The organism is Amycolatopsis sp. SB7-3 (genome assembly GCF_041021335.1).
Taxonomy (GTDB): Bacteria; Actinomycetota; Actinomycetes; order Mycobacteriales; family Pseudonocardiaceae; genus Amycolatopsis; species Amycolatopsis japonica.
The window spans coordinates 3,100,159-3,125,355 of record NZ_JBFPJQ010000001.1 but is presented as its reverse complement, the minus strand read 5'-3'; the positions used below and the strand labels follow the sequence as shown (position 1 = coordinate 3,125,355).

The 25,197-nt window shown below is 70.1% G+C and carries 23 protein-coding genes; 7 read left to right on the top strand and 16 right to left on the bottom strand.

Annotated elements, in window-relative coordinates:
• Positions 1 to 7: 7 nt before the first annotated feature.
• A complete protein-coding gene (locus AB8M46_RS15455) occupies positions 8 to 328 on the top strand; it encodes a WhiB family transcriptional regulator (protein WP_007031108.1) in 321 nt (106 codons plus the stop codon).
• 316 nt (positions 329 to 644) lie between these two features.
• Here the strand turns inward: AB8M46_RS15455 and groL are convergent, their stop codons facing one another.
• From groL to AB8M46_RS15440, 3 genes are all read right to left on the bottom strand, one after another.
• Positions 645 to 2,258: a chaperonin GroEL gene (gene groL, locus AB8M46_RS15450; protein WP_037332565.1), complete on the bottom strand. Its 1,614-nt coding sequence runs from the start codon at positions 2,256 to 2,258 to the stop codon at positions 645 to 647.
• Between the two features lie 100 nt (positions 2,259 to 2,358).
• Positions 2,359 to 2,652, bottom strand: a complete 294-nt coding sequence (groES, locus tag AB8M46_RS15445) for a co-chaperone GroES (RefSeq protein WP_007031106.1) — start codon at positions 2,650 to 2,652, stop codon at positions 2,359 to 2,361.
• Positions 2,653 to 2,859: 207 nt separating this feature from the next.
• Positions 2,860 to 3,510, bottom strand: a complete 651-nt coding sequence (locus AB8M46_RS15440) for an HAD family hydrolase (RefSeq protein ID WP_394360545.1) — start codon at positions 3,508 to 3,510, stop codon at positions 2,860 to 2,862.
• 142 nt (positions 3,511 to 3,652) lie between these two features.
• Between AB8M46_RS15440 and AB8M46_RS15435 the strand changes: the two genes are divergently transcribed.
• Positions 3,653 to 5,548, top strand: a complete 1,896-nt coding sequence (locus tag AB8M46_RS15435) for an N-acetylmuramoyl-L-alanine amidase (protein WP_394360544.1) — start codon at positions 3,653 to 3,655, stop codon at positions 5,546 to 5,548.
• Positions 5,549 to 5,562: 14 nt separating this feature from the next.
• Here AB8M46_RS15435 and AB8M46_RS15430 read toward each other — a convergent pair whose 3' ends face one another.
• Together AB8M46_RS15430 and xrtP are read right to left on the bottom strand one after the other, a co-directional pair.
• A complete protein-coding gene (locus AB8M46_RS15430) occupies positions 5,563 to 6,951 on the bottom strand; it encodes a glycosyltransferase (protein ID WP_394360543.1) in 1,389 nt (462 codons plus the stop codon).
• Entirely contained in the window at positions 6,951 to 7,454 is a 504-nt protein-coding gene (gene xrtP / locus AB8M46_RS15425; protein ID WP_378420519.1) for an exosortase P, read from the bottom strand. The genes AB8M46_RS15430 and xrtP overlap by 1 nt, the downstream gene beginning before the upstream one ends.
• Before the next feature lie 430 nt (positions 7,455 to 7,884).
• On the opposite strand from xrtP, the gene AB8M46_RS15420 reads away from it, so the two are divergent.
• The 3 genes from AB8M46_RS15420 to wecB all read left to right on the top strand — a co-directional run bounded on the left by AB8M46_RS15420 (position 7,885) and on the right by wecB (position 10,119).
• Positions 7,885 to 8,661 carry a choice-of-anchor P family protein gene (locus AB8M46_RS15420; protein ID WP_037332577.1) on the top strand — a complete coding sequence of 259 codons (777 nt, stop codon included), beginning with the start codon at positions 7,885 to 7,887 and terminating at the stop codon, positions 8,659 to 8,661.
• Positions 8,662 to 8,682: 21 nt separating this feature from the next.
• Positions 8,683 to 8,862 (top strand): LPXTG cell wall anchor domain-containing protein, encoded by a 180-nt coding sequence (locus tag AB8M46_RS15415; RefSeq protein ID WP_007031099.1) that lies wholly within the window; start codon positions 8,683 to 8,685, stop codon positions 8,860 to 8,862.
• A gap of 105 nt (positions 8,863 to 8,967) precedes the next feature.
• Positions 8,968 to 10,119: a non-hydrolyzing UDP-N-acetylglucosamine 2-epimerase gene (gene wecB, locus AB8M46_RS15410; protein ID WP_037332583.1), complete on the top strand. Its 1,152-nt coding sequence runs from the start codon at positions 8,968 to 8,970 to the stop codon at positions 10,117 to 10,119.
• On the opposite strand, the gene tsaD is transcribed toward wecB, so the two are convergent.
• From tsaD to tsaB, 3 genes are read right to left on the bottom strand one after another with little or no spacing between them, the layout of a single operon-like run.
• Complete coding sequence (tsaD, locus tag AB8M46_RS15405; protein WP_037332589.1) at positions 10,116 to 11,162, bottom strand: tRNA (adenosine(37)-N6)-threonylcarbamoyltransferase complex transferase subunit TsaD; 1,047 nt, start codon at positions 11,160 to 11,162, stop codon at positions 10,116 to 10,118. The two genes, wecB and tsaD, sit on opposite strands and share 4 nt — an antisense overlap.
• Positions 11,162 to 11,641, bottom strand: a complete 480-nt coding sequence (gene rimI / locus AB8M46_RS15400; RefSeq protein WP_394360542.1) for a ribosomal protein S18-alanine N-acetyltransferase — start codon at positions 11,639 to 11,641, stop codon at positions 11,162 to 11,164. Before rimI ends, tsaD begins: the two co-directional genes overlap by 1 nt.
• Positions 11,638 to 12,291 (bottom strand): tRNA (adenosine(37)-N6)-threonylcarbamoyltransferase complex dimerization subunit type 1 TsaB, encoded by a 654-nt coding sequence (tsaB, locus tag AB8M46_RS15395; protein WP_394360541.1) that lies wholly within the window; start codon positions 12,289 to 12,291, stop codon positions 11,638 to 11,640. The genes rimI and tsaB overlap by 4 nt, the downstream gene beginning before the upstream one ends.
• A gap of 399 nt (positions 12,292 to 12,690) precedes the next feature.
• On the opposite strand from tsaB, the gene AB8M46_RS15390 reads away from it, so the two are divergent.
• Both AB8M46_RS15390 and AB8M46_RS15385 read left to right on the top strand, forming a co-directional pair.
• A complete protein-coding gene (locus AB8M46_RS15390) occupies positions 12,691 to 14,112 on the top strand; it encodes an acyl-CoA synthetase (RefSeq protein ID WP_394360540.1) in 1,422 nt (473 codons plus the stop codon).
• On the top strand, positions 14,109 to 15,440 hold the full coding sequence (locus AB8M46_RS15385; protein WP_394360539.1) for a carboxyl transferase domain-containing protein: 1,332 nt from the start codon (positions 14,109 to 14,111) through the stop codon (positions 15,438 to 15,440). The genes AB8M46_RS15390 and AB8M46_RS15385 overlap by 4 nt, the downstream gene beginning before the upstream one ends.
• Positions 15,441 to 15,513: 73 nt before the next feature.
• On the opposite strand, the gene tsaE is transcribed toward AB8M46_RS15385, so the two are convergent.
• From tsaE to glmS, 8 genes are all read right to left on the bottom strand, one after another.
• On the bottom strand, positions 15,514 to 15,978 hold the full coding sequence (gene tsaE / locus AB8M46_RS15380; RefSeq protein ID WP_199754875.1) for a tRNA (adenosine(37)-N6)-threonylcarbamoyltransferase complex ATPase subunit type 1 TsaE: 465 nt from the start codon (positions 15,976 to 15,978) through the stop codon (positions 15,514 to 15,516).
• A complete protein-coding gene (locus tag AB8M46_RS15375) occupies positions 15,978 to 17,075 on the bottom strand; it encodes an alpha/beta fold hydrolase (protein ID WP_394360538.1) in 1,098 nt (365 codons plus the stop codon). The genes tsaE and AB8M46_RS15375 overlap by 1 nt, the downstream gene beginning before the upstream one ends.
• Complete coding sequence (gene alr, locus AB8M46_RS15370; protein ID WP_394360537.1) at positions 17,072 to 18,202, bottom strand: alanine racemase; 1,131 nt, start codon at positions 18,200 to 18,202, stop codon at positions 17,072 to 17,074. Before alr ends, AB8M46_RS15375 begins: the two co-directional genes overlap by 4 nt.
• Positions 18,203 to 18,230: 28 nt before the next feature.
• Positions 18,231 to 19,322 (bottom strand): ABC transporter ATP-binding protein, encoded by a 1,092-nt coding sequence (locus AB8M46_RS15365; RefSeq protein ID WP_394360536.1) that lies wholly within the window; start codon positions 19,320 to 19,322, stop codon positions 18,231 to 18,233.
• A gap of 4 nt (positions 19,323 to 19,326) precedes the next feature.
• Positions 19,327 to 20,754 (bottom strand): xylulokinase, encoded by a 1,428-nt coding sequence (xylB, locus tag AB8M46_RS15360; protein WP_394360535.1) that lies wholly within the window; start codon positions 20,752 to 20,754, stop codon positions 19,327 to 19,329.
• Positions 20,744 to 21,559: a DeoR/GlpR family DNA-binding transcription regulator gene (locus tag AB8M46_RS15355; RefSeq protein ID WP_378420534.1), complete on the bottom strand. Its 816-nt coding sequence runs from the start codon at positions 21,557 to 21,559 to the stop codon at positions 20,744 to 20,746. Before AB8M46_RS15355 ends, xylB begins: the two co-directional genes overlap by 11 nt.
• A gap of 266 nt (positions 21,560 to 21,825) precedes the next feature.
• Complete coding sequence (locus tag AB8M46_RS15350; protein WP_394360534.1) at positions 21,826 to 23,265, bottom strand: NAD(P)H-hydrate dehydratase; 1,440 nt, start codon at positions 23,263 to 23,265, stop codon at positions 21,826 to 21,828.
• Positions 23,266 to 23,279: 14 nt separating this feature from the next.
• Positions 23,280 to 25,142 carry a glutamine--fructose-6-phosphate transaminase (isomerizing) gene (gene glmS, locus AB8M46_RS15345; RefSeq protein WP_034305013.1) on the bottom strand — a complete coding sequence of 621 codons (1,863 nt, stop codon included), beginning with the start codon at positions 25,140 to 25,142 and terminating at the stop codon, positions 23,280 to 23,282.
• Positions 25,143 to 25,197 lie beyond the last annotated feature (55 nt).

Below are 25,197 nucleotides of genomic sequence, written 5' to 3'. Positions count from 1 at the left end.
CGACCGGATGACGGAGGCGGTCAGGATGGCGGACACACGCAGGCTCCCGGGGCCCAACGCGGATGTATGGGACTGGCAGCTCGAAGGGTCGTGCCGAGGCATGGACAGCGCGTCCTTCTTTCACCCTGACGGCGAGCGCGGGCCGGCCAGAGCCCGCCGCGAGGCGAGGGCCAAAGCCGTGTGCCTGGCCTGCCCGGTACTGGCGATGTGCCGGAACCACGCACTCGCCGTGCATGAGCCGTACGGGATCTGGGGCGGGCTGTCGGAATCGGAACGCGAGCACATCATCAAGGCGGACAAGCGCACATTGAGCATGTCGAACGGCTGATCCGGCCGGGTCGGCAACGCGGAAGGGCGGCATCCGGGTGGGGTGCCGCCCTTCCGCATGTCCGGGCACCGGAGCGCGTTTAGCCCGCGAAACGCAGGTGAGCGGGGCCGGATCGCGTTTAGCCCGCGAAACGCAGGTCGGCGCGGGGATCCCGTCAGATCGCGGTTAGCCCGCGAAAGTCGCTCTGCCCGCGGCCGCACCCCTCCCGCACCCGGATCGCGTTTCGCGGGCTAAACGCGATCCGGGTGCGGGAAGGGCGGGACAGCAAAACGGGGCGGCACTCCGAGTGGAGTGCCGCCCCGCTTCAGGGGTGGAACTAGTGCGCGTGGCCGTGACCGGCCGCGGCGGGCTCCTCCTCGACCGGCTTCTCGACGACGGAGCTCTCCGTCGTGAGCACGAGCCGCGCGATGGAAGCGGCGTTCGCCACCGCGGACCGGGTCACCTTGACCGGGTCGACGATGCCGGCGGCCAGCAGGTCGGTGAGCTCACCGGTGGCGGCGTTGAAGCCGTGCCCCCACTTCTGCTCCTGGACCTTGTTCACGATGACCGCACCCTCGTGGCCCGCGTTGGTCGCGATCCAGAACAGCGGGGCGGACAGCGCGTCGCGGACGATGCGCACACCGGTCGCTTCGTCGCCCTCGAGGCCGAGGCCGCCGTCGAGCTCCTTGACCGCGTGCACGAGAGCCGAGCCGCCGCCGGGCAGGATGCCCTCTTCGACGGCCGCCTTGGTCGAAGCCACGGCGTCCTCGATGCGGTGCTTGCGCTCGTTCAGCTCGGTCTCGGTGGCCGCGCCGACCTTGATCACCGCGACACCGCCGCCGAGCTTCGCCAGCCGCTCCTGCAGCTTTTCGCGGTCCCAGTCGGAGTCGGTGTTCTCGATCTCCTTGCGGATCTGCGCGACGCGGCCCGCGATGTCGTCCTTGGTGCCGGCACCGTCGACGAGCGTGGTGTCGTCCTTGGTGACGACGATCCGGCGGGCGTTGCCCAGCTGGGCCAGCGTGGTCTCGGACAGCTTGTGCCCGATCTCGGCCGAGATGACCTCACCACCGGTGACGACCGCGAGGTCGTCCAGGAACGCCTTGCGGCGGTCACCGAAGAACGGCGCCTTGACCGCGACGGCGGTGATCGTCTTGCGCAGCGAGTTCACCACGAGGGTGGACAGCGCTTCGCCGTCGACGTCCTCGGCGATGATCAGCAGCGGCTTCTTGGCCTCGACGACCTTCTCCAGCACCGGGAGCAGGTCGGCCAGCGACGAGATCTTCTCGCGGACGAGCAGGATGTAGGCGTCCTCGAGGATCGCCTTCTGCTCCTCCGGGTTGGTCGCGAAGTGCGCCGACAGGAAACCCTTGTCGAACTGGACACCCTCGGTGATCACGAGCTCGGTCGCCAGCGTGGACGACTCCTCGATCGTGATGACACCGTCTTCGCCGACCCGCTCGACGGCCTCGCCGAGCAGGGCGCCGATGGCCGCGTCACGCGAGGTGACGGTGCCGACCTGGGCGATGTTGTCGCGACCCTTGACCGGGGTCGCCTTCTCCTTGAGGACCGCGATGACCTTCTCCGCGGCGGCCTCGATGCCACGGCCGACGGCGGTCGGGTTGGCACCGGCGGCGACGTTGCGCAGGCCGACCTTCACCAGCGACTGCGCGAGCACGGTCGCGGTCGTGGTGCCGTCACCGGCGACGTCGTTGGTCTTGGTGGCGACGCTCTTGGCGAGCTGGGCGCCGAGGTTCTCGAACGGGTCGTCGAGCTCGATCTCGCGAGCGACGGTGACGCCGTCGAGGGTGATGGTCGGGCCACCGAACTTCTTGTCGAGCACGACGTGGCGACCGCGCGGGCCGAGGGTGACCTTGACCGCGTCGGCGAGCTTGTTCACCCCGCGCTCGAGCGCGCGACGAGCGTCCTCGTCGAAACTGATCTGCTTGGGCATGGCCTGTTCCGCTTACCTTCCAGTTCTAAAGCTCGGAAAACACGAACGCCCCGTTCCCCGGCAATGCGGGGCCCGGGGCGTCATGCGCTGAGAGCGGACGTCAGTTGATGACGGCCAGCACGTCGCGAGCGGAAAGGATCAAGTAGTCCTCACCGTTGTACTTCACTTCGGTGCCGCCGTACTTGGAGTAGATGACGACGTCGCCGACGGAAACGTCGAGCGGGACGCGGTTGCCCTTGTCGTCGATGCGGCCCGGGCCCACGGCCAGAACCTTGCCCTCCTGGGGCTTCTCCTTGGCGGTGTCGGGGATGACGAGGCCGGAAGCGGTCGTCTCCTCGGCCTCACTCGTCTGGACAACGATCTTGTCCTCGAGCGGCTTGATGTTCACGCTCACCGGGTTGACCTCCACGGTCGTCGAAAGCGTTGGCAGGATTAGTTACGGCTCCTACCACCCCCGCCGTCGCGGGTGCCGGGGCGTGTTCGGGCCGTGCAATTAGCACTCTAGCCATGTGAGTGCCAGCTTCGCAAGGAGGGTCCGCTCACCTTGTCCGCGAGCCCCTGACCGGCCGTTTTGTTCCGCCCTGGTTCCGCCGGAGCGCGTTTAGCCCGCGAAACGCAGGTCGGCGAGGTCGGTCACCAGGGCATCGGGGTCAAGGGCCGCGAGGGCCCGGCGCTTCGCCGGCGTCTTCGCGAGAGCGATCGAGGCGACACCGGCGGCGCGAGCGGCCAGGATGTCCGCCGCCGAGTCGCCGACCATGACGCACTGCCCCGGCGACGTGCCGAGTGCCTTCACCGCCGCGTCGAGGAGCGCGGGTTCGGGCTTCAGCCGCGCCGGGTCGCTCGACGTCCGCGCGCTGATCCCGCGAACGAGCTCGGCGAGATCGTGCAGTCCCAGAAACGCCCTGACCGCGTCGACGGAGTTGTTGCTGACGACCGTCACCGTGAAGCCCTGCGCACGCCAGTCACGCAGCACGTCCGCGACCCCGGGTGCCGGCGGGACCTGCGCGACCGCCTCCCCTTCAAGGCGGCTGAGCTGCCGCTCAACGACGTTCGCGGTGTTCGGCCCACAAGAGACCGCGAACCGGAGTACGTCGAACGGATCGGCCGAGGCGATCACCTCGGGTTCGACGAGGCGTTTCAGCCTGTCGGCCACCTCGCTCGCCGACAGCCGGGCGAACACGTCGCACACCGGACCGTCGAAGTCGAGGAAGACGTGGTCCTTCCCCCGCAGAAGCTCCCGCACCTCACCCATGCCCCCCACCTTGCCACCGACCTGCGTTTAGCCCCCTAATCGCGATCCGGAGGGGCCTTACGGACCAAGCAGGTTTCTGGTTAGGTTCCGACCATTGGGGTCGGTCCTGTTCAGCAGACCTAGTCACTGGGGGTATACGCCCATGCCGCGTCCCTTCCGTCCCGTTTCCCTCGCGCCGCCCCGGCGCCGGTCCAGACGGACCGCCGGGCTCGCGATCCTCAGCCTCACCGCCGGGCTCCTCGCCGCCGTCCCCGCTGAAGCCGCTCCGGCGGATCAACAGCGTCAGCGGGACTTCGCGGCCGCCGCGCGGGAGTTCGGCGTTCCCGAGAACGTCCTGCTCGGCGTCTCGTTCCTGGAGTCCCGCTGGGATTTCAACGCCGGCACCCCGAGCACGTCCGCCGGCTACGGCCCGATGCACCTGACCGACCTGCGCGAAGCGGGCACGGGCACGCATCACGACGACGGCGAAGAGGATCCGCGCGGGGACGACGCCCGCACGGCGAAACTCCCGGTGACGCCGGCGCCGAAGCCTCCCCCGCCCGGTCTCCAGACCATCGACGAGGCGGCCACGCTGATCGGCCAGGACGTCGAGACGCTGCGCACGAACACCACGCAGAACATCCGCGGTGGCGCCGCCCTGCTGGCGAAGTACCAGCGCGAAACCGGCGACTGGAGGGCCGCCGTCGCGCGCTACAGCGGCGCGAAGGACGCGGAGGGCGCGCAGTCCTTCGCCGACGAAGTCTTCGACACCATCTCCAAGGGCGTCAGCCGCAGGACCGACGACGGCCAGAACGTCACCCTCGCCGCGTCACCGGTGAGCCCGGCGCGCGCCCAGGCCGAAGACCCGAAGATCGAGTGCCCGAAGAAGGTTTCGTGCCTTTCGGTGCCGGCGCCGTACCAAGAGCTGCCGAACAACGACTACGGCAACCACGACAAGGCGGACCGGCCGAAGAGCCAAAAGGTCGAATACATCATCATCCACGACACCGAGGGCTACTGGGACACGGCGATGGACCTCGTCCGTGACCCGACCTACGTGAGCTGGCACTACACGATCCGTTCGTCGGACGGCCAGATCGCGCAGCACGTGCCGACCAAAGACGTCGCCTGGCACGCGGGCAACTGGTACGTCAACGCGAAGTCCGTCGGCATCGAGCACGAGGGCTTCGCCGCGAAGGGCACTTGGTACACGGAGGCGATGTACCGCACCTCCGCGAAGCTCGTCGGCTACCTCGCGCGGAAGTACGACATCCCGCTCGACCGCGCGCACATCCTCGGCCACGACAACGTCCCCGGCACGATCCCGTCGACCATCAAGGGCATGCACTGGGATCCGGGCCCGTACTGGGACTGGGCGCACTACTTCGACCTGATGGGCGCGCCGCTCTCCGGTTTCGGCCGCCCCGGTTCGCCGCTGGTGACCATCACGCCGGACTTCGCCACGAACCAGCCCGCGTTCACCGGCTGCGAGACCGCGGGAAAGCCTTGCCCGGCAAGGGGTTCCGGTTCGGTCGTGCTGCGCAGCGAGCCGAATGACGCGGCACCGCTGCTGAAGGACATCGGCCTGCGCCCGGACGGTTCGGCGAGCACGATGGCCGTTTCCGACATCGGCAGCCGCGCGGAGACCGGCCAGCGTTACGTGGTCGCCGAGCGGCGTGACGGCTGGACGGCGATCTGGTACCTCGGCCAGAAGGGCTGGTTCCGCGACCAGCGCACGACGAGCCCGGCGTTCGGCCTGGTCGTCACGCCGAAGCCCGGCCTGGCGACCGTGCCGGTGTTCGGTCGCGCGTATCCCGAGGCGGGGGCGTACCCGGCGAACGTGCCGGTGCAGCAGGTGATCCCGCTGCCGTACACGTTCTCCGCCGGGCAGCGATACTCGCTCGGCAACGTCCTCGGTTCCGAGTACTACTCGGCGACGACGTTCGACCCGGCGAACCACGTGGTCGTCAAGGGCAAGACGAAGTACGTGCAGATCCAGTTCGGACACCGCATCGCCTTCGTGAAGGCGGACGACGTCCGGATCCTGCCCGCCGTCTGAAGCCGTCCCCGGGGTCAGGAGTCCAGCGCGACCTTGACCCCGGGGGCGTGCTCGGTGTTCCGCCGCGTCTTCGACCAGCCGTTGCGCCCGCGCACCAGCCGGAACAGCGCCCGCCACGACGTGATGTAGAACGTGTAGATGTACAGCGCGTAGGCGAAGCCCATCCCCAGTCCACGTAGGACATTGCGACTCTTCAGGCATTTGAACTGGTAGATCGGGCCCCACACGATGAACGGCAGCAGCCCGAACGAGCCGTAGATCGCGAACAGGATCCACGCGCCGTCGTCGGCGAACCAGGTCCACACCTGCGCCGGATCCCCCGCGGTGCTGAAGAGCAGCAGGATGAACGGGATCGGGTACAGCAGCGAGCCGAGCAACTGCATCCACGGCTGCGCGAGGTAGTACATCATCTCCGCCGCGCCCAGCGTGCTCACGTGCGGTGAATCCCAGATCCGCCGCAGATACCGCGAACACTGCATCGTGCCCTGGCCCCAGCGCGTACGCTGCACCAGGAATCGACGCAGGCTGTACAGACCTTCCTGTTTCACATGGGAATCCGGCGTGTAGCCGGTCCGCCAGCCCGCGGTCAGCAGGTGCACGCCGAGTTCGAAATCCTCCAGCAGCGAACCGCGCCACGGCTGCTCGTCCGATCCGGCGATCGAGTCCAATGCGGACAGTCGTGTGAACTGACCGTTGCCGCCCATGGAGATCGTGCCGGTGAACCCGCGCGAGGTCTGGATGGCCGCGATGGCCGTGCGGAACTCGAGATCCTGCATCTGGGCCAGTTTCAGCCCGAACGCGCGGGAGAACCAGCTCTTCCCCGGCGGACGGGTGCCCGCGTTGCCCATCCAGACGTCGAGTTGCACGGCGCCGATCGTCTCGTCGCCGAAGAGATGGTCCGCGGCGCACACCTCGAGGCAGTTCTCCGCCGGTCGTCCGTCCGCGTCGACGACCACGACGACCACGTCGTCACGGCTCGCGTCCGGCCCCATCCAGTCGTTGAGCGCCTGATAGGCCGCGTTGAGCGCGTCGCCCTTGCCCGTCCTCGCTTCCGGGCGGCGGCGGGGGACGAGGTGCAGATACGGGTCGTAGCCGCCGTTGCGCCGCCAGATCGACCGGACCACCCGGGCCGTGCGGTCTTCGGAGTCGTCGTCGACGACCCAGACGTGCGCCTGCCGGAACGTCGAACGCAGGTACCGCACGGTTTCCCGGATGACGGTCTGTTCGTCCCGGCAGGGAACGAAGAAGTGCCAGGTGAAGTCGTCGGCGTCGCCGACGGGGGCGGGTTTGCGCCGCAGGTACGGCACGACGATCACGACGACGTACACGATGAACGCCACGCTCATGGTGAGCGCGAAGGCCTGCGTGATCGCGAGAAGGATCTTGATCGAGCCGCCGCCCATCAGGCGGTCCCGCGTTCGGCGCGGGGCTTGCGGGTGCTCAGCCAGACGAACAGGACGAGGGCGACCGCGCCGCCGAGGACGCTGACCATCGAACCGAGCAAGGTGTGACCCCAGTAATAACCCTCGTCGATACCCATCACGTTCACGAGACCGACGATGGCCAAAACCCTCATCTGATTGACAAGAATGACGACGATCGCGGAAATGAGCAACGAAGTGAAGAGCCTCTTCGCATTTCCCGGACGGAAATACAACATGACGGCGGTCACCAGCAGCAGCGGCAGCAACATGAATGCCGACGAGCATTCCGGAGTCATTCTTAACCCGAGTGGAGTATCGCCCGACAACCCAAAGTAGACAGTCTCGCGTTCACCGGCGACGAAGACACCCGATGTGGTGATGACCCGCAGTATCAGGCCCGAGAGCTGGACCTCGAACACCCTGTACAGACGTTCGGCCAGCACGAGGCCGACCGCGACGGCGATCACCGCCGGCACCGCCATACGCAGGGTAAACCGGTGGTGACTCGGCAAAGGAGCGCTCGCAACGGCCACGGTGACCCTCTCAGGAAAGACGCAGCAGACGACGGGGATCCGGCGCAGCGGACAGGAACTCGCCGACGAGCGTAAGTCAGCGAGAACCGGCCCTTTCGACCGGGGTTCGCATTTCCAACGTGATCATGGGCCCTTTCGGCACGATCGTGGAAAAACTGACTAGGCCGAAAGGGTGAAGCATCCGGCGACCTGCGGGAAATGTCCGCAAGACCACCTGATCCGGTGATCCTCGCAGTTTTCTGTTCAATTTAAGAAACACTCGGCGATAGACGATCCGCGAGCCGAGTCAGGCCAGCTGAGGATTCGTCCGCGACGGTTGTGCCTTCGTGCCGACCGCAGATCCAGAGAAACTCCCCCACGAATCAATTCGGAGGACCAGTTGAAGAACACGCACCTCTTGCGACGAGGCGGAGTACTCGCCGCTGTGGTGGCGAGCGTGGCTCTCGCCGGTGCGGTGCCCGCCTCGGCGGCCCCCGGCGACGGCTCCGCGTATGGCGTCAAGGTCGATGTGAAGCTCCTCGGCCTCGACGCGGTGAAGGCCGGGCCGCTCGCCGAGGCGAAGACCTCCGGGCCGACCACCAACAGCCTCGCGAAGGCCGACCTCACCGGTGTGCTGACCGCGGGCGCGATCAACACCGAGGCCAAGCGCGACGACAACTCCGGTGCCGTGACGGCCAAGGCCAGCACCGCCGACGTCGGCTTGCCGCTGCTGAAGGGTGCCCTCGGCGACGTCGGCGTCAAGGTCGTCGAAGCCACCTGCACCGCGACCCAGAAGGGTGTGCAGGGCGCTACCAACCTGGTCGGCGCGAACTTCGGCAGCGCGGGCGCGGTCGACGCGACGCCCGCCCCGAACACGCAGATCAAGGTCGGCCTCGGCACGGTCAACGTCGCGACGATCATCCTGAACGAGCAGATCAAGAACCCCGACGGCAGCCTCACGGTCAACGCCATCCACGTGAAGCTGCTGGGGGACGCCCTCACCCCGCTCGGTTCCGGCGACGTGATCGTCTCGTCGGCGACCTGCGGTCCGGCCGGTCTGCCCGTGCCGCTCGCTTCGGGCGCGGGGCTGTGGATCGGTCTCGGCCTGCTCGGTGCCGTCGCCATCCCGGTCGGCATCCGCGTGGTCCGCAACCGGCGTCCGGCGACCACCGCCTGACCTGGGTGAAGTGAGGTCGAAATGTACAAGTTGCCTGGCGCCGGTGTCGGCGTCGCCGGTGGCGGGGTGGGTGCCCTCGCCGCCACCGGGGCCGATGTCGGCTGGTGGCTGGCCGTCGGCGTGATCCTGCTGGTTCTCGGAACCATCGCGGTCATCGCGGGCTACCGCCGCACGAAACGGCTCGGCGAGATGGGGAGCTGACCCTCCCCTGGACGGAACGGCCGCCGGCGTGGGCCCCTCGCACGCCGGCGGCCGGCACCCGCGTTGTGCGGGACACTCGAAAACGTGGATGAGGAGCGCGAACGCGTGGATGTGATGTTGCTGGCCGGGACGCGGCCGGAGGCGGTCAAGCTCGCGCCGCTGGCACTGGCACTGGCGGAGCACCCGCACCTACGGCCCTTCGTCGTCCACAGTGGACAGCATCCGGGCATGGTCGAACAGGCGCTGATCCCGTTCGGCCTGCCTGTCGACGCCTGGCTCGACACTCCACCCAGGACCACCGGCACCCAGGCGGAACTGGTCTCCGGCCTGCTTCCCGCGCTCGACGAGGTGCTGCGCCGGGTCGCACCGGCCGCGATCGTCGTCCAGGGCGACACGACGACGGGGCTCGCGGGCGCGCTCGCCGCGTTCTGGCAGGGAATCCCGGTCGTGCATCTGGAAGCGGGACTGCGCACCCACGACCTCGCCGCGCCGTTCCCCGAAGAGGGGACGCGGCAGATGATCTCGCGTATCGCCGCCCTGCACCTCGCGCCGACGCCGGGCGCCGCGGCCGCGCTGCGCACGGAAGGTGTTCCGCGCCAACGGATCGCCGTCACCGGAAACACCGTCGTCGACGCCGTGATCGCGATCGCCGAACGTGATCTCCCCGCACGGGACACCGCGCTCGCCTTGCTGGAGATGGAAATCGCCGAGGCGGGCGAGCGGCTCGTCCTCGTGACGTCGCACCGGCGCGAGTCGTGGGGCGAGCCGTTGAGCCGCACGCTCGCGGCCATCGAACTGATCGTCGCGGAACACAGCGACGTCCAGGTGCTGTTCCCGGTGCACCCCAATCCGGCCGTGCGGGATCAGGTGACGGCCGCGCTCGGCGGGACGCCGCGGGTGACGATCACCGAGCCGCTCGAGTATCCCGATCTCGTGCGCGCGCTGCGGCTCGCCGAGCTCGTCCTGACCGATTCCGGTGGCATCCAAGAGGAAGCGCCGACGTTCGGTACACCCGTCCTCGTGCTTCGCGACGTCACCGAACGACGCGAAGCGATCGAGGCCGGCTGTGCCTGGCTGGTCGGGACGGACACCGGTCTCATCGCCGACACCGCCGCGAAGATCCTGCGTGGCGACCTTCATCCGACGCACGCCGGAAACCCTTACGGAGACGGCCATGCCGCCGCTTTGTCGGTGGCGGCGCTGGAGGAGCTGCTCAATCTCGCCCCGGCGCCGCGCACCGCCGCCGAATCCCGCTAAATCGAGACGATCTGCACCGGCAGGGCCGGGTTGGCGGAGAAGTCGAGTGAGGCTCGCGGTCGTCCGGCGGCGACCACGTGCGCGCCGAGCGCGGCGATCATCGCGCCGTTGTCCGTGCAGAGCCTCGGCCGCGGGACACGCAGGGTGATCCCGGCTTCGGCGCAGCGCTCGGCGGCGAGTTCGGACAGTCGCGAATTCGCCGCCACACCACCGGAAATCACCAGCGTGTCCACGCCGTGTTCCTTCGCCGCGCGGATCGCCTTCATGGTGAGGACGTCGGCGACGGCCTCCTGGAACGACGCGGCGACGTCGTCGACAGGAATGTCCTCGCCACGACGTTCGGCGCCCTCGACCCAGCGCGCGACGGCGGTTTTCAAGCCGGAGAAGGAGAAGTCGAACTTGGCGTCGCGCGGCCCGGTCATCCCCCGGGGGAACGCGATGGCCGCGCCGTCGCCGTTCTTGGCGGCCTTGTCGATGGGCGGGCCGCCCGGGTACGGGAGCCCGAGGACGCGGGCGACCTTGTCGTAGGCCTCGCCCGCGGCGTCGTCCACAGTGGACCCGAGCTCGGTGATCTCGGACGCGATGTCGTCCACCAGCAGCAATTGCGTGTGCCCACCGGAGACGAGCAGGGCGAGACAGCGCTCGGGCAACGGGCCGTGCTGGAGCGTGTCGACGGCGATGTGCCCGGCGAGGTGGTTGACGCCGTAGAGCGGGATGTCGAGCGCGGCGGCGTACGCCTTGGCGGCGGCGACGCCGACGAGCAGCGCACCGGCGAGACCGGGCCCGGCGGTGACCGCGATGGCGTCCACATCGGACAGTTTCAGCCCGGCCTTGTCGAAGGCGCGTTCGACCGTCGGGACCATCGCCTCCAGGTGCGCGCGGCTGGCGACCTCGGGCACGACGCCGCCGAAGCGGGCGTGCTGGTCGACGCTGGAGGCGACCTCGTCGGCCAGGAGTTCGACCGTGTTGTCGTCGTGCAGGCGGACGAGACCGACACCGGTCTCGTCGCACGAACTCTCGATGCCCATGATGATGCGCGGCATCAGCCCGCCACCTCGTCTCGGACCTGGGCCCGCGGGCGGACCATCGTGTAGGCGTCGGCGCCGGAAGGCTGGTAGTAGCGCTTCCGGAGGCCGACGCGTTCGAAACCGTGTCGCTCGTAGAGCGTGATCGCCGCGTCGTTGTCGGTGCGGACTTCGAGGAAGACCGGCGCGGCGAGCTCGTCCGCGCGGCCGAGGAGCGCTTTCAGCAAGATGGTGCCGATGCCCTGGCGCTGGTGGGCCGGGTCGACGCCGATCGTGTGGATGCTCGCCTCGTAGTCGCCGCGGCGGCCGACGACGGCGAGCCCGGCGTACCCGATGACCTCGTCGGTTTCATCCGGACGGGCGACAAGATAGTGGCCGCCGGCGTCGAGCTCCGCGTGGAAGGCGTAGGCCGTCCAGGGCGAGTCGCCGGGGAAGAGGATCTTCTCTATCTCGACACAGCGCGGGATGTCCTTGCGACGTAAGGGTTCCAGCCTCACGGCGTGGTCACCTTCTTGCGCGCGGCCGGTTCGACGGCGTCGGGGCGGCGGAGGTAGAGGGGGGTGAGCGGCGCGGGCTCTTGGCCGAAGTCGGCTGCTTTGACCAACCCGAGAGGCGACGGGAAGCGCGGTTCGATCGGCTGGACGCCGAGGGTGTCCGCGTAAAGGAGGGCGCCGTCGCCCGCCGCGACCTTGATGGTGGTCTCGAGGTCGGCGGGGCGCTCGACGTGGGGACCGTCGGTGCGGGAGCCGTCGGCGGCGTACGCGGCCCAGTAGACCTCGCGGCGCCTCGCGTCGGTGAGGACGAGGAAGGGCGCTTCGCCGGGGGCGACGTCGGCGGCGATGGCGTCGAGGCTGCAGACCGGGTAAGCGGGGATGCCGAGGGCGTGGGCGAGCGACGCGGCGGTGGCCATACCGGCGCGAAGGCCGGTGAAGGGGCCGGGGCCGACGCCGCAGACGATGGCGTCGAGGTCGCGAAGCGTGACGCCCGCGGCCTTGACGGCTTCGAGGGCGTGCGGCGTGATCAGCTCGCCGTGGGCGCGCGGGTCGACCGTGACGCGGTCGCCGCGTGACTCGAGGGCGTCGCCGTCCAGGGCGACGAGGCCCGCGGTGACCGCCGGGGTCGAGGTGTCGATGGCCAGTACCAGCACGGTTACCCAGCCTACGACCAGCGCCCCGGAGCGCGTTTAGCGGGCTAAACGCGATCGGGTGGCGTGGCCGCTCCGCTGGCACCGGAGCGCGTTTAGCCCGCTAAACGCGATGCGCACCGGGCCTGCCACCGGAGCCCGCGCCCCGCCCGCCGGATCGCGATTAGGGGGCGAAACGCGATCTGGCTCCCCCGCCTGCGGATCGCAGTTAGCCCGCGAAAGGCGATCCGGCGGGCCTCCGCCTTCCGGACCCACAGATCGCGATTAGGGGGCTAAACGCAGGTCGGGCGGGGCGTGTGAAGCAGGTCGCAGGGCGGGGGCGGCCTGCGCGGTACGGTTCTGAAAGCGGGGTTCCTTGGCTCCAAGCGCCCCGGCCGGCGGAGTCGAGCAGGAGGTCACACGGTGCCCGATCGGTTGTTCCCCACGCTGGCGAGCGGCCCCGACAAGGAGGCGCTCCGCTTCGGCGACACCTCCCTCACCTACGCCGACGTGGCGGCCATCGCCGGCACGCTCGCCCGCGACCTGCCGGACGGCCGCGTCGCCGTCTGGGCGACGCCCTCGGTGCACACCAGCGTCGCCGTGATCGCCGCCCTGCTCGCGGGCGTCCCCGCCATCCCGCTCAACCCGAAGATCGGCGAGCGCGAACTCGCGCACATCCTCACCGACAGCGAACCCGTCATCGTCCTCGCAGAGCCGGGCGTCGACCTGCCCACCGGTCTCGACGGACTGCCGCGACGCGACATCGTTCTCGAAGGCGCACCGGTCGATCTCCCCGCGGAACCGGACGCCGAAACCCCGGCACTGATCGTCTACACCTCCGGCACCACCGGCCCGCCCAAGGGCGTCGTACTCCCCCGGCGCGCGATCGCGACCACCCTCGACGCGCTCGAGGACGCCTGGGAGTGGACCGCCGACGACGTCCTCGTCCACGGACTCCCGCTGTTCCACGTGCACGGCCTGATCCTCGGCATTCTCGGGCCGCTCCGGCGCGGCGGCTCGGTCCGGCATCTCGGTCGTTTCTCCACCGAAGGCGTCGCGCGCGAGCTCGCCACCGGCGCGACGATGATGTTCGGCGTCCCGACGATGTACCACCGCATCGCGGGCGAAGTCGGCGAAGACCCGTCGCTCGCCAAGGCGCTGAGCAGCGCTCGACTGCTCGTGTCCGGATCGGCCGCGCTGCCCGTCCACGACCATCAGCGCATCACCGCGGCGACCGGCAGGCGCGTGATCGAGCGCTACGGGATGACCGAGACCCTCATGAACACCAGCATCCGCGCCGACGGCGAGCACATTCCCGGAACCGTCGGTGTCCCGCTGCGCGGCGTCGATCTGCGCCTCGTCGACGAAGCGGGCGAGCCCGTCGAGGAGGTCGAGACCGTCGGCGAGATCCAGGTCCGCGGGCCGAACCTGTTCACCGAGTACCTCAACCGTCCCGACGCCACCGAAGCCGCTTTCGACGACGGCTGGTTCAGGACCGGCGACATGGCGACTCGCGACGCGGCCGGATACGTGAAGATCGTCGGCCGGAAGGCGACCGATCTGATCAAGAGCGGTGGCTACAAGATCGGTGCGGGCGAGATCGAGAACGCGCTCATGGAGCATCCCGGTGTCGCCGAGGTCGCCGTGACCGGCGAGCCCGACGACGATCTCGGCGAGCGCATCGTGGCCTGGGTGGTGCCCGAGGGAGAACGTCCGGCGGAGTCGGAGCTCGCCGACCATGTCTCACGCCTGTTGTCGCCGCACAAACGGCCTCGAGTGGTCCGCTATCTGGAAGCGTTGCCGCGCAACGACATGGGCAAGGTCATGAAGCGGGCGCTCGGATGAGCAGGCCCTCGGCGCGGTCTGTCATCAAGGAGATCGCGACCGGGTTCGAGGATCTGGACGTTCCGCGTTCGGAGGAGCCGGACGACGGGCCGATCGGCTGGCCGGACTATCGCTCGGCGCGCGAGGCCGCCGAGGAACGGACCGGCGAGAGCGAGTCCGTGCTCTGTGGGACCGCCATGATCGGCGATGTCGAGGCGGTGGTGATCGCTTTCGAGTTCGGTTTCCTTGGCGGATCGATCGGCAGGCGGACCGGTGATCGCGTCGAGGCGGCGTTCGCGCGGGCCGTGGCTTCCCGGTTGCCGGTGGTGTCGCTGATCGCGACCGGCGGCAGCCGCATGCAGCACGGGATGCGGGCGCTTTCGCAGCTGCAGCGCATCGCGCGGGCGGCGGCCGGGGCCCGGTCGGTGCCGCAGATCTCGGTGCTGCGCGATCCGACCACAGGTGGCGGCTGGGCGACGCTCGGTGCGAGCGCCGACGTCGTCCTCGCGCTACCCGGGGCGCAGGTCGGCTTCGCCGGTTCTCGCGTACGGCCCGCCGACGCGTCCCCGGAGGCGTACTCGGCGGAGGCGAAGCTCGCGTGGGGCCAGGTGGATCAGATCGTGACGCCGGCCGAACTTCCTTCGGCCTTGGAACGGTGGCTGCGCCTGCTGACTTCGTCGACTGCGGAAGCCGCCGAGCCGCCCGGAGCGCTCGGATCCACGGACCTGCCCGACAGTGGATGGGACGCGGTCCAGGCGGCACGCTCCGCAGAGCGACCGAGGGCCGCGGAGTACCTCGACGCGTACTTCGACTGGAGAGAGGAGCTCTCGGGCGACAGGTGCGGCGGAGTCGACTCGGGTGTCTTGTGCGGCTTCGGCTGGCGAAGCGGCCGAGCGATCGCGTACGCGGCACAGTGCGGAACGGCGACGCTGCCTGCGGGGTTCCGGACCGCGGCGCGTCTGGTGCGGCTCGCATCGAGGCTCGGGATCCCGGTGCTCACCCTCGTCGACACTCCCGGAGCGGCGAACGACGAGGCGGCCGAGCGGGCCGGTGCGGGCGCGGCGATCGCGGAGTTGTTCGAGGCGGTCGCGAGCGCGGTCGTGCCGATCACGACGCTGGTGATCGGCGAAGGCGGGTCCGGGGGCGCGCTCGCGTTCGCGGCGCCAGGGTCGACCTGGGTGACACCCGACGCGTACTTCTCGGTGACGTCGCCCGAGGCGGCCGCGGCGATCCTCAAGCTGCCCGCCGACGAAGTCCCCGCACTCGCCGACCGGCTGCGGCTACGCCCCCAAGACCTGGTCGACCTGGGAATCGCGCGTTCCGTCGTGCGCCCCGCGGATCGCGTTTAGCCCGCGAAACGCAGGTCGCCCCGCCCAGATCGCGATTAGGGGGCGAAACGCAGGTCGGCCGGCCGGATCGCGATTAGCCCGCTAAACGCAGGTCGGGCGTGCGGGTGGCCCAGGTGCCGTGGGGCTCCAGGGTGACCAGGCGGACATCGTCTTCCCGGCGCTCCAGGCGTACGACGAGGTAGTCGTCCGACAGGCGCTCGGCGGCTCCCTCGCCCCATTCGACGACCAGCGCCGACCGCTCCAGTTCGGTGTCGAGGTCCAGGTCGTCCAGCTGCGAGAGATCCCCGCCAAGCCGGTACGCGTCGACGTGCACCAGCGCGACCCCGGCCGCACCCGCCGGATGCACCCGGGCCAGCACGAACGTCGGCGAGCTGACCCGCCCGCCGACGCCGAGACCGTCCGCGATCCCGCGGGTCAGCGTCGTCTTGCCCGCCCCGAGCGGCCCGGACAGCAGCACCAGATCGCCCGCGCGCAGCGAACGTCCGAGCTCGCGCCCGAAGTCCATCGTCGATTCGGGAGTCGGGAAAGCGAAATTCATCAGCGTTGCCACCACCAGGTCCGCCGTTCGGAAGTCTCACCATCGGTGCCCGTGCATCGTTGCACCAAGTCGATCAGGTGGCTGTTCACCAGTTCGGGTTGTTCCAGCTGCACCATGTGCCCCGCGCCGCGCACGCGCACCAGCTCCGCGTCGGGCAGCTCCGCCGCGATCCGCTCGGCGTGCGCGATCGGCGTGAACCGGTCGGAATCCCCACCGACGACCAGCACGTGCGCGTGCTTCAGCCCGGCGAGCGCGGCGTACCGGTTGTGGCTGCCGAGCGTGTCGACGAAGTTCACGAGCCCGCGCACCGGCGTCACTTCGAGCATTTCCAGCATGAAGTCGACGAGCCGCGGAGACACGTCCCGGCTGCCGAAAGCCAGCCTGCGCACGGCTTGCCGGGTCAACTGCCCGCCCGCCGCGCGCACGAACTCGACCAGCCCAGGCTGCCAGCCGGCGAGCCCGCCGACGCCTCGTGTGAGCGGGTTGTACTTCGAAAGCAGCGAACGCGGCAGCCCCCGCGCGCCGACCTCGCCCGCGGCGGTCGCGATGAACGCGACGCCGCAGACCCGATCGTCGAACAGTTCGGGATGCTCCGCGGCGAGCTCCATGATCACCATGCCGCCCATCGAGTGCCCCATGAGCACGATGGGCCCGTCCGGCACCACCGAGCGCAGGACCATGTCGAGGTCGCGCGCCAGCTGCTCGATGGTGCTGGTCTCGGCGGTCGCGGCGCCGGATTGCCCGTGCCCGCGATGGTCGTAATAGACCTGACGCACCCGCGGCAGCGTCAGCGACGCGAGGTCTCGCCGCTGAAAGTGCCAGCAGCGCTTCGACAACGCGAAACCGTGCACGCCGACGACGGTCAGCTCCGGTTCTCCCCCATCGGCCGGATCGATCTCCTCGACCGCGAGCGGCGTGCCGTCCTCCGCCGCCACTGTCGACGTCCGGTCCGGTTCCAAGTCCCCCAACGGCTCGTCCACGAACGGATCCTCACTCTGCCGCCGCTGCTGTGCGGCGACGGCGATCGCGGCGGCGGTGCCGGTGGCCACCGCACCGACGCCGCCGACGATGGCCAGCAGTCTTCGTGAAGGTGTCACGAGCCTGCCTCCAGATACGTCCGGTGGACCCGCGGGCGGTACATCGAAGTCACGATCTCGTAGTCGATAGTCCCCAGCTTGTCGGCCCATTCCCGCGCCGTGGGCCCGTCCTTGCCGAACAGGATCACCTCGCTGCCGATGGACGGCTCGTCGTCTCCGCAGTCGACGATCAGCTGGTCCATGCAGACGCGGCCGACCACCGGCCGACGCTTTCCGGCGAGGAAGACGTCCATGCGCCCGGACAGCGACCGCGGTACGCCGTCCGCGTAGCCGACCGGGACCAGGGCGAGGGTGGTGTCGCGCTCGGCCGTCCAGCTGTGGCCGTACGAGACCGATTCGCCGGCCGGGATCCGTTTCGTGAGCACGACCGACGATTTGAAGGTCATCGCCGGGCGCAGGTCGTCTTCGGTGGGCACCGGGTTCAGCCCGTAGATCGCGATCCCGGGGCGCACGAGGTCGAAGTGCAGGTCGGGCCTGGTCAGCACGGCGGCGGAGTTCGCGATATGCCGCATCGGGTTCAGACCGGCCGCGCGGGCGATGTCATAGGCCTCGTCGAACCGCTTCGCCTGCGCGTCGATGGAGGGGTGGCCCGGCTCGTCGGCGCAGGCGAGGTGCGACCAGATGGCGACGACCTCGATGAGCGGCTCAGCGGCCGCCGCGGCCTTGACCAAGGCCGGCCATTCCGCAGGTGGGCAGCCGTTTCGGCTGAGCCCGGTGTCGATCTTGAGGTGAACCCGGCAGATCGCGTTTAGCCCGCTAAAGTCGCGTGCCCGGCGCACGCCGTCGACCACGCGGGCCAGCTCGTCCAGGGAGCTCACGGCGACGTCGATGTCTTCGGCGACAGCGGGCGCGAAGTCGGCTTCGGGGGTGTCGAGCCAGCTGAAGAGCCGGACGCCGATCCCGGCCCGGCGCAGCGCGAGCGCCTCACCGAGGGAGCAGGTGCCCAGCCACGTAGCGCCGCCCGCGACGGCGGCCCGGGCGACCTCGAGGGCGCCATGCCCGTAGCCGTCGGCCTTGACCACGGCCACCGTCTGGGCCGAGGGGGCGCGGGAAGCGAGCAGGGCGACGTTGTGCCGGATGGCGGACAGGTCGATGACGACCTCGGCACGCGGGAAACTGGCGGTCATAACGACCACCAGTTTCCCACGAACCGGCTCAGGACAGGCGCGCCCCGTCGGTGGCGGAGAACACGTGCAGCTCGTCGGGACGGATCCGCAGGTGCAGGGTGTCGCCCATGGCCGGCGGTGTGCGCGGGTCCACACGGGTGACGACGTTCGACTTCGCGCCCTCGGCGTCGGTCTCGGCCAGCTTGCCGTAGACGTACGCGTCCGAGCCGAGCTCCTCGACGAGGTCGACCTTGATCGGCAGGGTGCCGTCTTCGCTGGTGGTCACCTCGAGCGACTCGGGGCGGAAGCCGAGGGTGACCGTGTCGCCTTCGGCCTTGGCGAGGATCCCGCGGGTCAGCGGCACCCGGGCGCCACCCAGTTCGGCGCCGTCTTCGGTGAGCTTCGCGGTGACGAGGTTCATCGCGGGCGAGCCGATGAATCCGGCGACGAAAGCGTTTGCGGGCTTGTCGTACAGGGCACGCGGGGTGTCGCACTGCTGCAGGAGACCGTCCGAGAGGACGGCGACCCGGTCGCCCATCGTCATGGCCTCGACCTGGTCGTGCGTGACGTAGACGGTGGTGACGCCGAGGCGGCGCTGCAGCGCGGCGATCTGCGTACGGGTGGAGACACGCAGCTTCGCGTCGAGGTTCGACAGCGGCTCGTCCATGAGGAAGACCTGCGGCTCACGCACGATGGCGCGGCCCATCGCGACACGCTGGCGCTGACCACCGGAGAGCGCCTTCGGCTTGCGGTCGAGGTACTGCTCGATGTCGAGCAGCTTGGCCGCGTCGAGCACCTTCTGCTTGATCTCCGAAGCCGGGCGGCCCGCGATCTTCAGCGCGAAGCCCATGTTCTGACCCACGGTCATGTGCGGGTACAGCGCGTAGTTCTGGAACACCATCGCGATGTCGCGGGCGCGCGGCGGCAGCTGCGTGACGTCGCGGTCGCCGATCCACACGGCGCCTTCGTCGATGTCCTCAAGGCCGGCGAGCATCCGCAGGCTGGTGGACTTGCCACAGCCGGAAGGCCCGACCAGCACGAGGAACTCGCCGTCGGCGATCTCGAGGTCGAGTGCGTCCACGGCGGGCCGCTCGGAGCCCGCGTAGCGCCGGGTCGCCTTGTCGTAGGTGATCGTGGCCATCGGTTCAGTCCTCTTTCGGTTTCGCGGAAATGCCGTGCCCGAGTTCGCGGGCTTCGAGATGCCGCTGCTGGATCCGGCGCCCTTCGGCGCGGTCCGCTTCGGTCGGCTCGAGTGGGGTGTAGCCGTGCTGTTCCTGCCAGCGGGGAGGTTCCGTGCTGGAAGCGAGGGCCCAGGCCGCCTGCCGCGCGGCACCGACCGCGACGTACTCGGCGACTTCGGGGATGACGACGGGCACGCCGAACACGATCGGCGCGACCGCGCGGACGGCGGCCGACTGCGCGCCACCGCCGATCAGGAGGACACGACGGACTTCGAGCCCCTGTTCGCGCAAGGCGTCGAGCCCGGCGGCCAGACCGCACAGCATGCCTTCGACGGCCGCGCGGGCGAGGTTCTCGGGCGTCATGTTCGCGCGGGTCAGGCCGAAGAGCGTGCCGTTGGCGTCCGGGAGATTCGGCGTCCGCTCACCGTCGAGGTACGGCAGGAAGGTGAGGCCGCCGGAACCGGGCGTGGCGCCGAGCGCCAGCTTGTCGAACTCGGCGAGCTCGACGCCGAGCATCGCGGACGTGGCCGTGAGCACGCGCGCCGCGTTGAGGGTGCAGGTCAGCGGGAGGAACCGGCCGGTGGCGTCGGCGAATCCCGCGACGATGCCGGTGGGGTCGGCGCTCGCCGTCTCGGAGACGCCGAACACGGTGCCGCTGGTGCCGAGAGAGACGACGACGTCGCCGGGGACGAGTTCGAGACCGAGGGCGGCGGCCATGTTGTCGCCGGTTCCGGCCGAGACCAGGATCCCGTCCGGGGTGTGGCCCGCGGCTTCGGAGGGGCCGATGACCTTGGGCAGTTCGGGAGTCCGGCCGCCGAAGGCGTGCGCGAGGAGGTCTTGGCGGTATTCGCCGGTGGCGGGCGAGAAGTATCCGGTGCCGGAGGCGTCGCCGCGGTCGGTGACCGGCTCGGCGCCGTCGCCCAGCAGCCGCCAGGTCAGCCAGTCGTGCGGGAGCAGGACGCGGGCGACGCGATCGGCCAGTTCGGACTCGTGCTCCGCCATCCAGCGCAGCTTCGTGACGGTGAAGCTGGCGACCGGCAGTGAACCGACGGACTTCGCCCAGTTCTCGGCACCGAGTTCGGCGCCGAGGTCTTCGGCCGCCTTCGCCGACCGGGTGTCGTTCCACAGCAAGGCGGGCCGGACGACCTCGCCGGCTTCGTCGAGGGCGACCATGCCGTGCTGCTGACCACCGATGCCGATGGCGCCGACACCGTCGAGGAGGCCGTCCGTGGCCTCACGGAACGCGTCCCACCACGCGGCGGGCGCGACTTCGGTGCCGTCGGGGTGCGAGGCGCGGCCGGTGCGGACGATCTCGCCGGTGTTCGCGTCGCAGACGACGACCTTCGTCGACTGGGTCGACGAATCGATTCCGGCGACCAGGTCAGAACTCATATTCCGGCCCCTCCGGTGCGCATTCGACCTGCTCGATGGCGGTCCCCGCGGTCAGCGCCGCCTCGATCTCCTCGGTCGGCGTCTCTTCGTCGGTGATCAGGAGGTCGTAGTCGCCGATGTCGCCGTACGCGTAGGTGGCGGTGCGGCCGAACTTGGAGTTGTCGACGACCAGAACGTTGCGGTCGGCGGTGCGCAGCGCGGCCTTCTTGAGCTCGGCGTAGTCCTGGACCGGGTGGAACAGGCGGCCGACCGCGACCGCGGCGACCGAGACGAACGCTATGTCGGCGTGCGTGCGGTCGAGGAACGCGACGACGTCCGGGCCGGCGCACGAGTCGAACTCGTGGTGGTAGCGCCCGCCCGCCAGGACGACCTCGACGCTCTTGGCGGGCCCGAGGATGCGGGCGGCTTCGAGCGAGTTGGTGATGACGGTGAGGTCCTCGACCTGGCCGAGACGGCGGACGAGCGGGAAGAGCGTCGTCGAGTCGTCGACGAAGACCGTCTGGCCGGAGTGGACGTGCGCCGCGGCGGCCTCGCCGAGCGCGTCCTTGGTGGCCTGGTTGAAGGTGTCGCGGAAGCGGGCGGCCGACTCCATGGTCGTCGCGGGGTAGGCCTCGACCTTGCCGCGGAGTTTGCGGAGGAGACGGCGGTCGGCGAGGTCGTCGAGGTCGCGGTGCATCGTCATCAGGCTGACGCCGAAGCGGGTGGTGAGGTCGTCGATGCGGACCTCGCCGGTGGCGATGACGTGGTCGAGGATCTCCTGGCGTCGCTGCTCGACGGCGGCGTCCGAGGGCCTGGTCTTAGACATGGGCGACACCGTTCACGACCCGGACCATCGCGGTCTCGGCGGGGTGGGTGTCGGCGCTCACACCTGCTTCTTACCAGATTATTCGCCCGGAGTTAACACGTAACTCGATAACTCCCGCATTTTTTCCCGCTCGCGTCGCCTGCCCCGCCGACCTGCGTTTTGCGGGCTAACCGCGCTCTGATGGCGCCCGCCTGCAGAATGTGGGTATCTGAGGGCGCGCGACCGCAGAGCGCGGTTAGGGGGCAAAACGCAGGTCGGGGCCCTGGTCAGGAGGTCAGGGAACGGACGGACCGGAGGGCAGCGGGGATCGCGCCGAGGATGCCGGAGGCCGAGGTGGGGGCGCCGTCGGCGGCGAGCGCCCCGGCGAGCGAGTGGACGTGCGCGGCCGCCCCGGCCGCCAGCCACGGATCGAGCCCGGCGGCGAGCAGCGCGCCGACCAGACCGGACAATACGTCCCCCGAACCCGCGGTCGCGAGCCACGAGCCCCGCGGCGTGTTCACCAGCGCACGCCCGTCCGGCGCCGCGACCACCGTGCAGTGCCCCTTCAAGAGCACGACGGCGTCGTACTTCCGCGCGGCCGCCCGCGCCGCCGCGACCCGGTCCGCCCCCGGCGGCGAACCCATCAGCCGCTCGAACTCCCCCGCGTGCGGAGTCAGCACGAGCGGCGTGTCCGGATCACGCGCGTCGAGCACGTCGGGCGAACGCGCGATGATCGTCGTCGCGTCGGCGTCCGCGCACACCGGCACACCGCGGCCGAGCACGAACCGCAGGACGTCCCGCCCCTCGTTCCCGGTACCGATCCCCGGCCCGACGACCCACGCCTGCACCCGGCCCGCGTCGGTCACCGAACCCGTCGCGATGACCTCGGGCCACTGCCCGCGCACCACGTCCGCGGCATGACCGGCGTACCGCACGAGCCCGGACGTCGCCCGCACCGCCGCGCCCGCCGCGAGCACGGCCGCGCCCGGATACGTCGCCGACCCGGCCGCCACCCCGACCACGCCCTGGCTGTACTTGTCGTCGTCCGGCCCGGGCACCGGCCACGCGGCGGCGACGTCCGCCGTATCGAGTCGCTGCAGATCCGGCTCGGTGAGCCGCAGCCCGATGTCCACCAAGGAAACCTCACCGCAGGACGCGGGTGCGAGGGCGTGCACCGGCTTGAGCGCGCCGAACGTGACCGTCCGGTCGGCCACGACCGCCGGACCGTCGACGGCGCCGGTGTCCGGATCCACCCCGCTCGGCAGATCGACCGCGAGCACGGGCGCGCTCACGTGCTCCAGCAGCGCGGCGGCGTCCGGCCGCAACGGCCCGCGCGCCGAGATCCCGACGATCCCGTCGATGACGAGGTCGGCCCGCCGAATCCACTGTGGACCGTCCTCAAGGGACACAACCCTGCCGCCGGATCGTTTCAACGCGGCCAAACCCGGGCCGTGCGCGCGTTCGGGCTTCAGCAGGATCGCGGAGACGGCCACATTGCGGCGACGCAGGAACGCGCCGGCCCACAGGGCGTCACCGCCGTTGTTCCCCGACCCGACGAGCAACGTCACCCGCCGCCCGGACACCGAACCCGTGTGTTCGGCCAGCATCTCGGCGGCGTGCACCGCGAGACCGAAAGCCGCGCGCCGCATGAGCTCGCCGTCGGGGGTGACGGCGAGCAACCGGTCCTCCGCCGCGCGAATCCGTTCCGTGGTCCAGATTCCCTGCACGACGCCTCCGGTCTCTATTCGACGGTGACCGACTTCGCCAGGTTACGCGGCTTGTCGACGTCGTACCCGCGCGTGCGGGCGATCTCGGCGGCCAGCACCTGCAGCGGCACCGTGGAGACCAGCGGCTGCAGCAGGGTCGGGACGGCCGGGATCTCGATCAGTTCGTCGGCGAACGGGCGGACGGTCTCGTCGCCCTCCTCCGCGATCACGATCGTGCGCGCGCCGCGCGCCTGGATCTCGCTGATGTTCGACACCAGTTTGGAGTGCAGCACCGCGCGTCCCTTGGGCGACGGCATCACCACGACGACGGGCAGGCCTTCTTCGATCAGCGCGATCGGGCCGTGCTTGAGCTCGCCGGCCGCGAAGCCCTCGGCGTGCATGTACGCCAGTTCCTTGAGCTTCAGCGCGCCTTCGAGGGCGACCGGGAACCCGACGTGGCGGCCGAGGAAGAGCACGGCCTTCGAGTCGGCGATCCGGCGGCCGAGGTCGCGGACCTGGTCCACAGTGGACAGGACCTTCTGCACCGCGGCCGGCATCGCCTCGAGTTCGGCGAACTCGCGGGCGACCTCGTCCGGGTACTTGGTGCCGCGGGCCTGCGCGAGGGCCAGGCCGACCAGGTAGTTGGCCGCGATCTGCGCGAGGAACGCCTTGGTCGAGGCGACACCGATCTCCGGACCGGCGTGCGTGTAGAGGACGGCGTCGGACTCGCGCGGGATCTGCGCGCCGTTGGTGTTACAGACGGCCAGGACACGGGCCTTCTGCTCGCGCGCGTGGCGGACGGCTTCGAGGGTGTCCGCGGTCTCGCCCGACTGGGAGACGGCGACGACCAGCGTCGCGCGGTCCAGCACCGGGTCGCGGTAGCGGAACTCGCTGGCCAGCTCGACCTCGACCGGGAGGCGGCACCAGTGCTCGATCGCGTACTTGGCGACGAGGCCCGAGTGGTACGCGGAACCACAGGCGACGACGAAGACCTTGTCGACGTCGCGCAGGTCCTGGTCGGAGATGCGCTGCTCGTCGAGGATGATCCGGCCGCCGTCGAAGTGGCCGCGCAGCGTGTTCGCCAGCGCCTCCGGCTGCTCCTCGATCTCCTTGAGCATGAAGTACTCGTGGCCGCCCTTTTCCGCGGCCGAGAGGTCCCAGTCGACGGTGAACGGCTTGGCCTGGGCGGCGTCGCCGTGGAAGTCGGTGACCTCGTAGCCATCGCGGGTGATCACGACGAGCTGGTCCTGGCCGAGCTCGACCGCCTCGCGGGTGTGCTCGATGAACGCGGCGACGTCGGAGGCGACGAAGTGCTCTCCCTCGCCGACGCCGACGACCAGCGGCGACGAACGGCGGGCGGCGACGACGGTGTCCGGCTGGTCGGCGATGGTCACGACCAGGGTGAACGCGCCCTCGAGACGACGGCAGACGGCCGCGACGCTGGCCGCGAAGTCGCCCTTCGTGTCGCCCTCGGTGTACGCGCGGGCGATGAGGTGCGCGGCGGTCTCGGAGTCGGTGTCGCTCGCCATCTCGACGCCTTCGGCCTCGAGCTCGGCGCGCAGGGCGGCGAAGTTCTCGATGATGCCGTTGTGCACGACGGCGACGCGCTGGGAGGCGTCGCGGTGCGGGTGCGAGTTGCGGTCGACCGGGGCGCCGTGGGTGGCCCAGCGGGTGTGGCCCATCCCGGCGGTGCCGGTGAAGGCGTCCCTGCCGACGGTGTCGAGCTGGGTCTCCAGGTTGGCCAGGCGGCCCGCCTTGCGCTCGACGTTCAGCGCGCCGGCGCCGTCGAGGACCGCGACGCCTGCCGAGTCATAGCCGCGGTACTCCATCCTGCGCAGGCCGCCGATGACGACGTCCAGGGCCGGGCGGTGTCCGACGTATCCCACGATTCCACACACGGCCACCAGCCTAACGACGGGAATCCGGCCCCCTCGCCCGGGCGCCCGCGCGTCG

Excerpts from the sequence above, each read along its gene's own strand:
- AB8M46_RS15435 (WP_394360544.1), top strand. The coding sequence starts at position 3,653 with ATGCCGCGTCCCTTCCGTCCCGTTTCCCTCGCGCCGCCCCGGCGCCGG.
- AB8M46_RS15365 (WP_394360536.1), bottom strand. The coding sequence starts at position 19,322 with ATGGCCACGATCACCTACGACAAGGCGACCCGGCGCTACGCGGGCTCC.
- AB8M46_RS15440 (WP_394360545.1), bottom strand. The coding sequence starts at position 3,510 with ATGGGTGAGGTGCGGGAGCTTCTGCGGGGGAAGGACCACGTCTTCCTC.
- tsaD (WP_037332589.1), bottom strand. The coding sequence starts at position 11,162 with ATGCCGCGCATCATCATGGGCATCGAGAGTTCGTGCGACGAGACCGGT.
- groL (WP_037332565.1), bottom strand. The coding sequence starts at position 2,258 with ATGCCCAAGCAGATCAGTTTCGACGAGGACGCTCGTCGCGCGCTCGAG.
- AB8M46_RS15455 (WP_007031108.1), top strand. The coding sequence starts at position 8 with ATGACGGAGGCGGTCAGGATGGCGGACACACGCAGGCTCCCGGGGCCC.
- AB8M46_RS15355 (WP_378420534.1), bottom strand. The coding sequence starts at position 21,559 with ATGTCTAAGACCAGGCCCTCGGACGCCGCCGTCGAGCAGCGACGCCAG.
- xrtP (WP_378420519.1), bottom strand. The coding sequence starts at position 7,454 with ATGGCGGTGCCGGCGGTGATCGCCGTCGCGGTCGGCCTCGTGCTGGCC.
- AB8M46_RS15430 (WP_394360543.1), bottom strand. The coding sequence starts at position 6,951 with ATGGGCGGCGGCTCGATCAAGATCCTTCTCGCGATCACGCAGGCCTTC.
- xylB (WP_394360535.1), bottom strand. The coding sequence starts at position 20,754 with ATGAGTTCTGACCTGGTCGCCGGAATCGATTCGTCGACCCAGTCGACG.
- tsaE (WP_199754875.1), bottom strand. The coding sequence starts at position 15,978 with ATGAATTTCGCTTTCCCGACTCCCGAATCGACGATGGACTTCGGGCGC.
- AB8M46_RS15385 (WP_394360539.1), top strand. The coding sequence starts at position 14,109 with ATGAGCAGGCCCTCGGCGCGGTCTGTCATCAAGGAGATCGCGACCGGG.
- alr (WP_394360537.1), bottom strand. The coding sequence starts at position 18,202 with ATGACCGCCAGTTTCCCGCGTGCCGAGGTCGTCATCGACCTGTCCGCC.
- AB8M46_RS15415 (WP_007031099.1), top strand. The coding sequence starts at position 8,683 with ATGTACAAGTTGCCTGGCGCCGGTGTCGGCGTCGCCGGTGGCGGGGTG.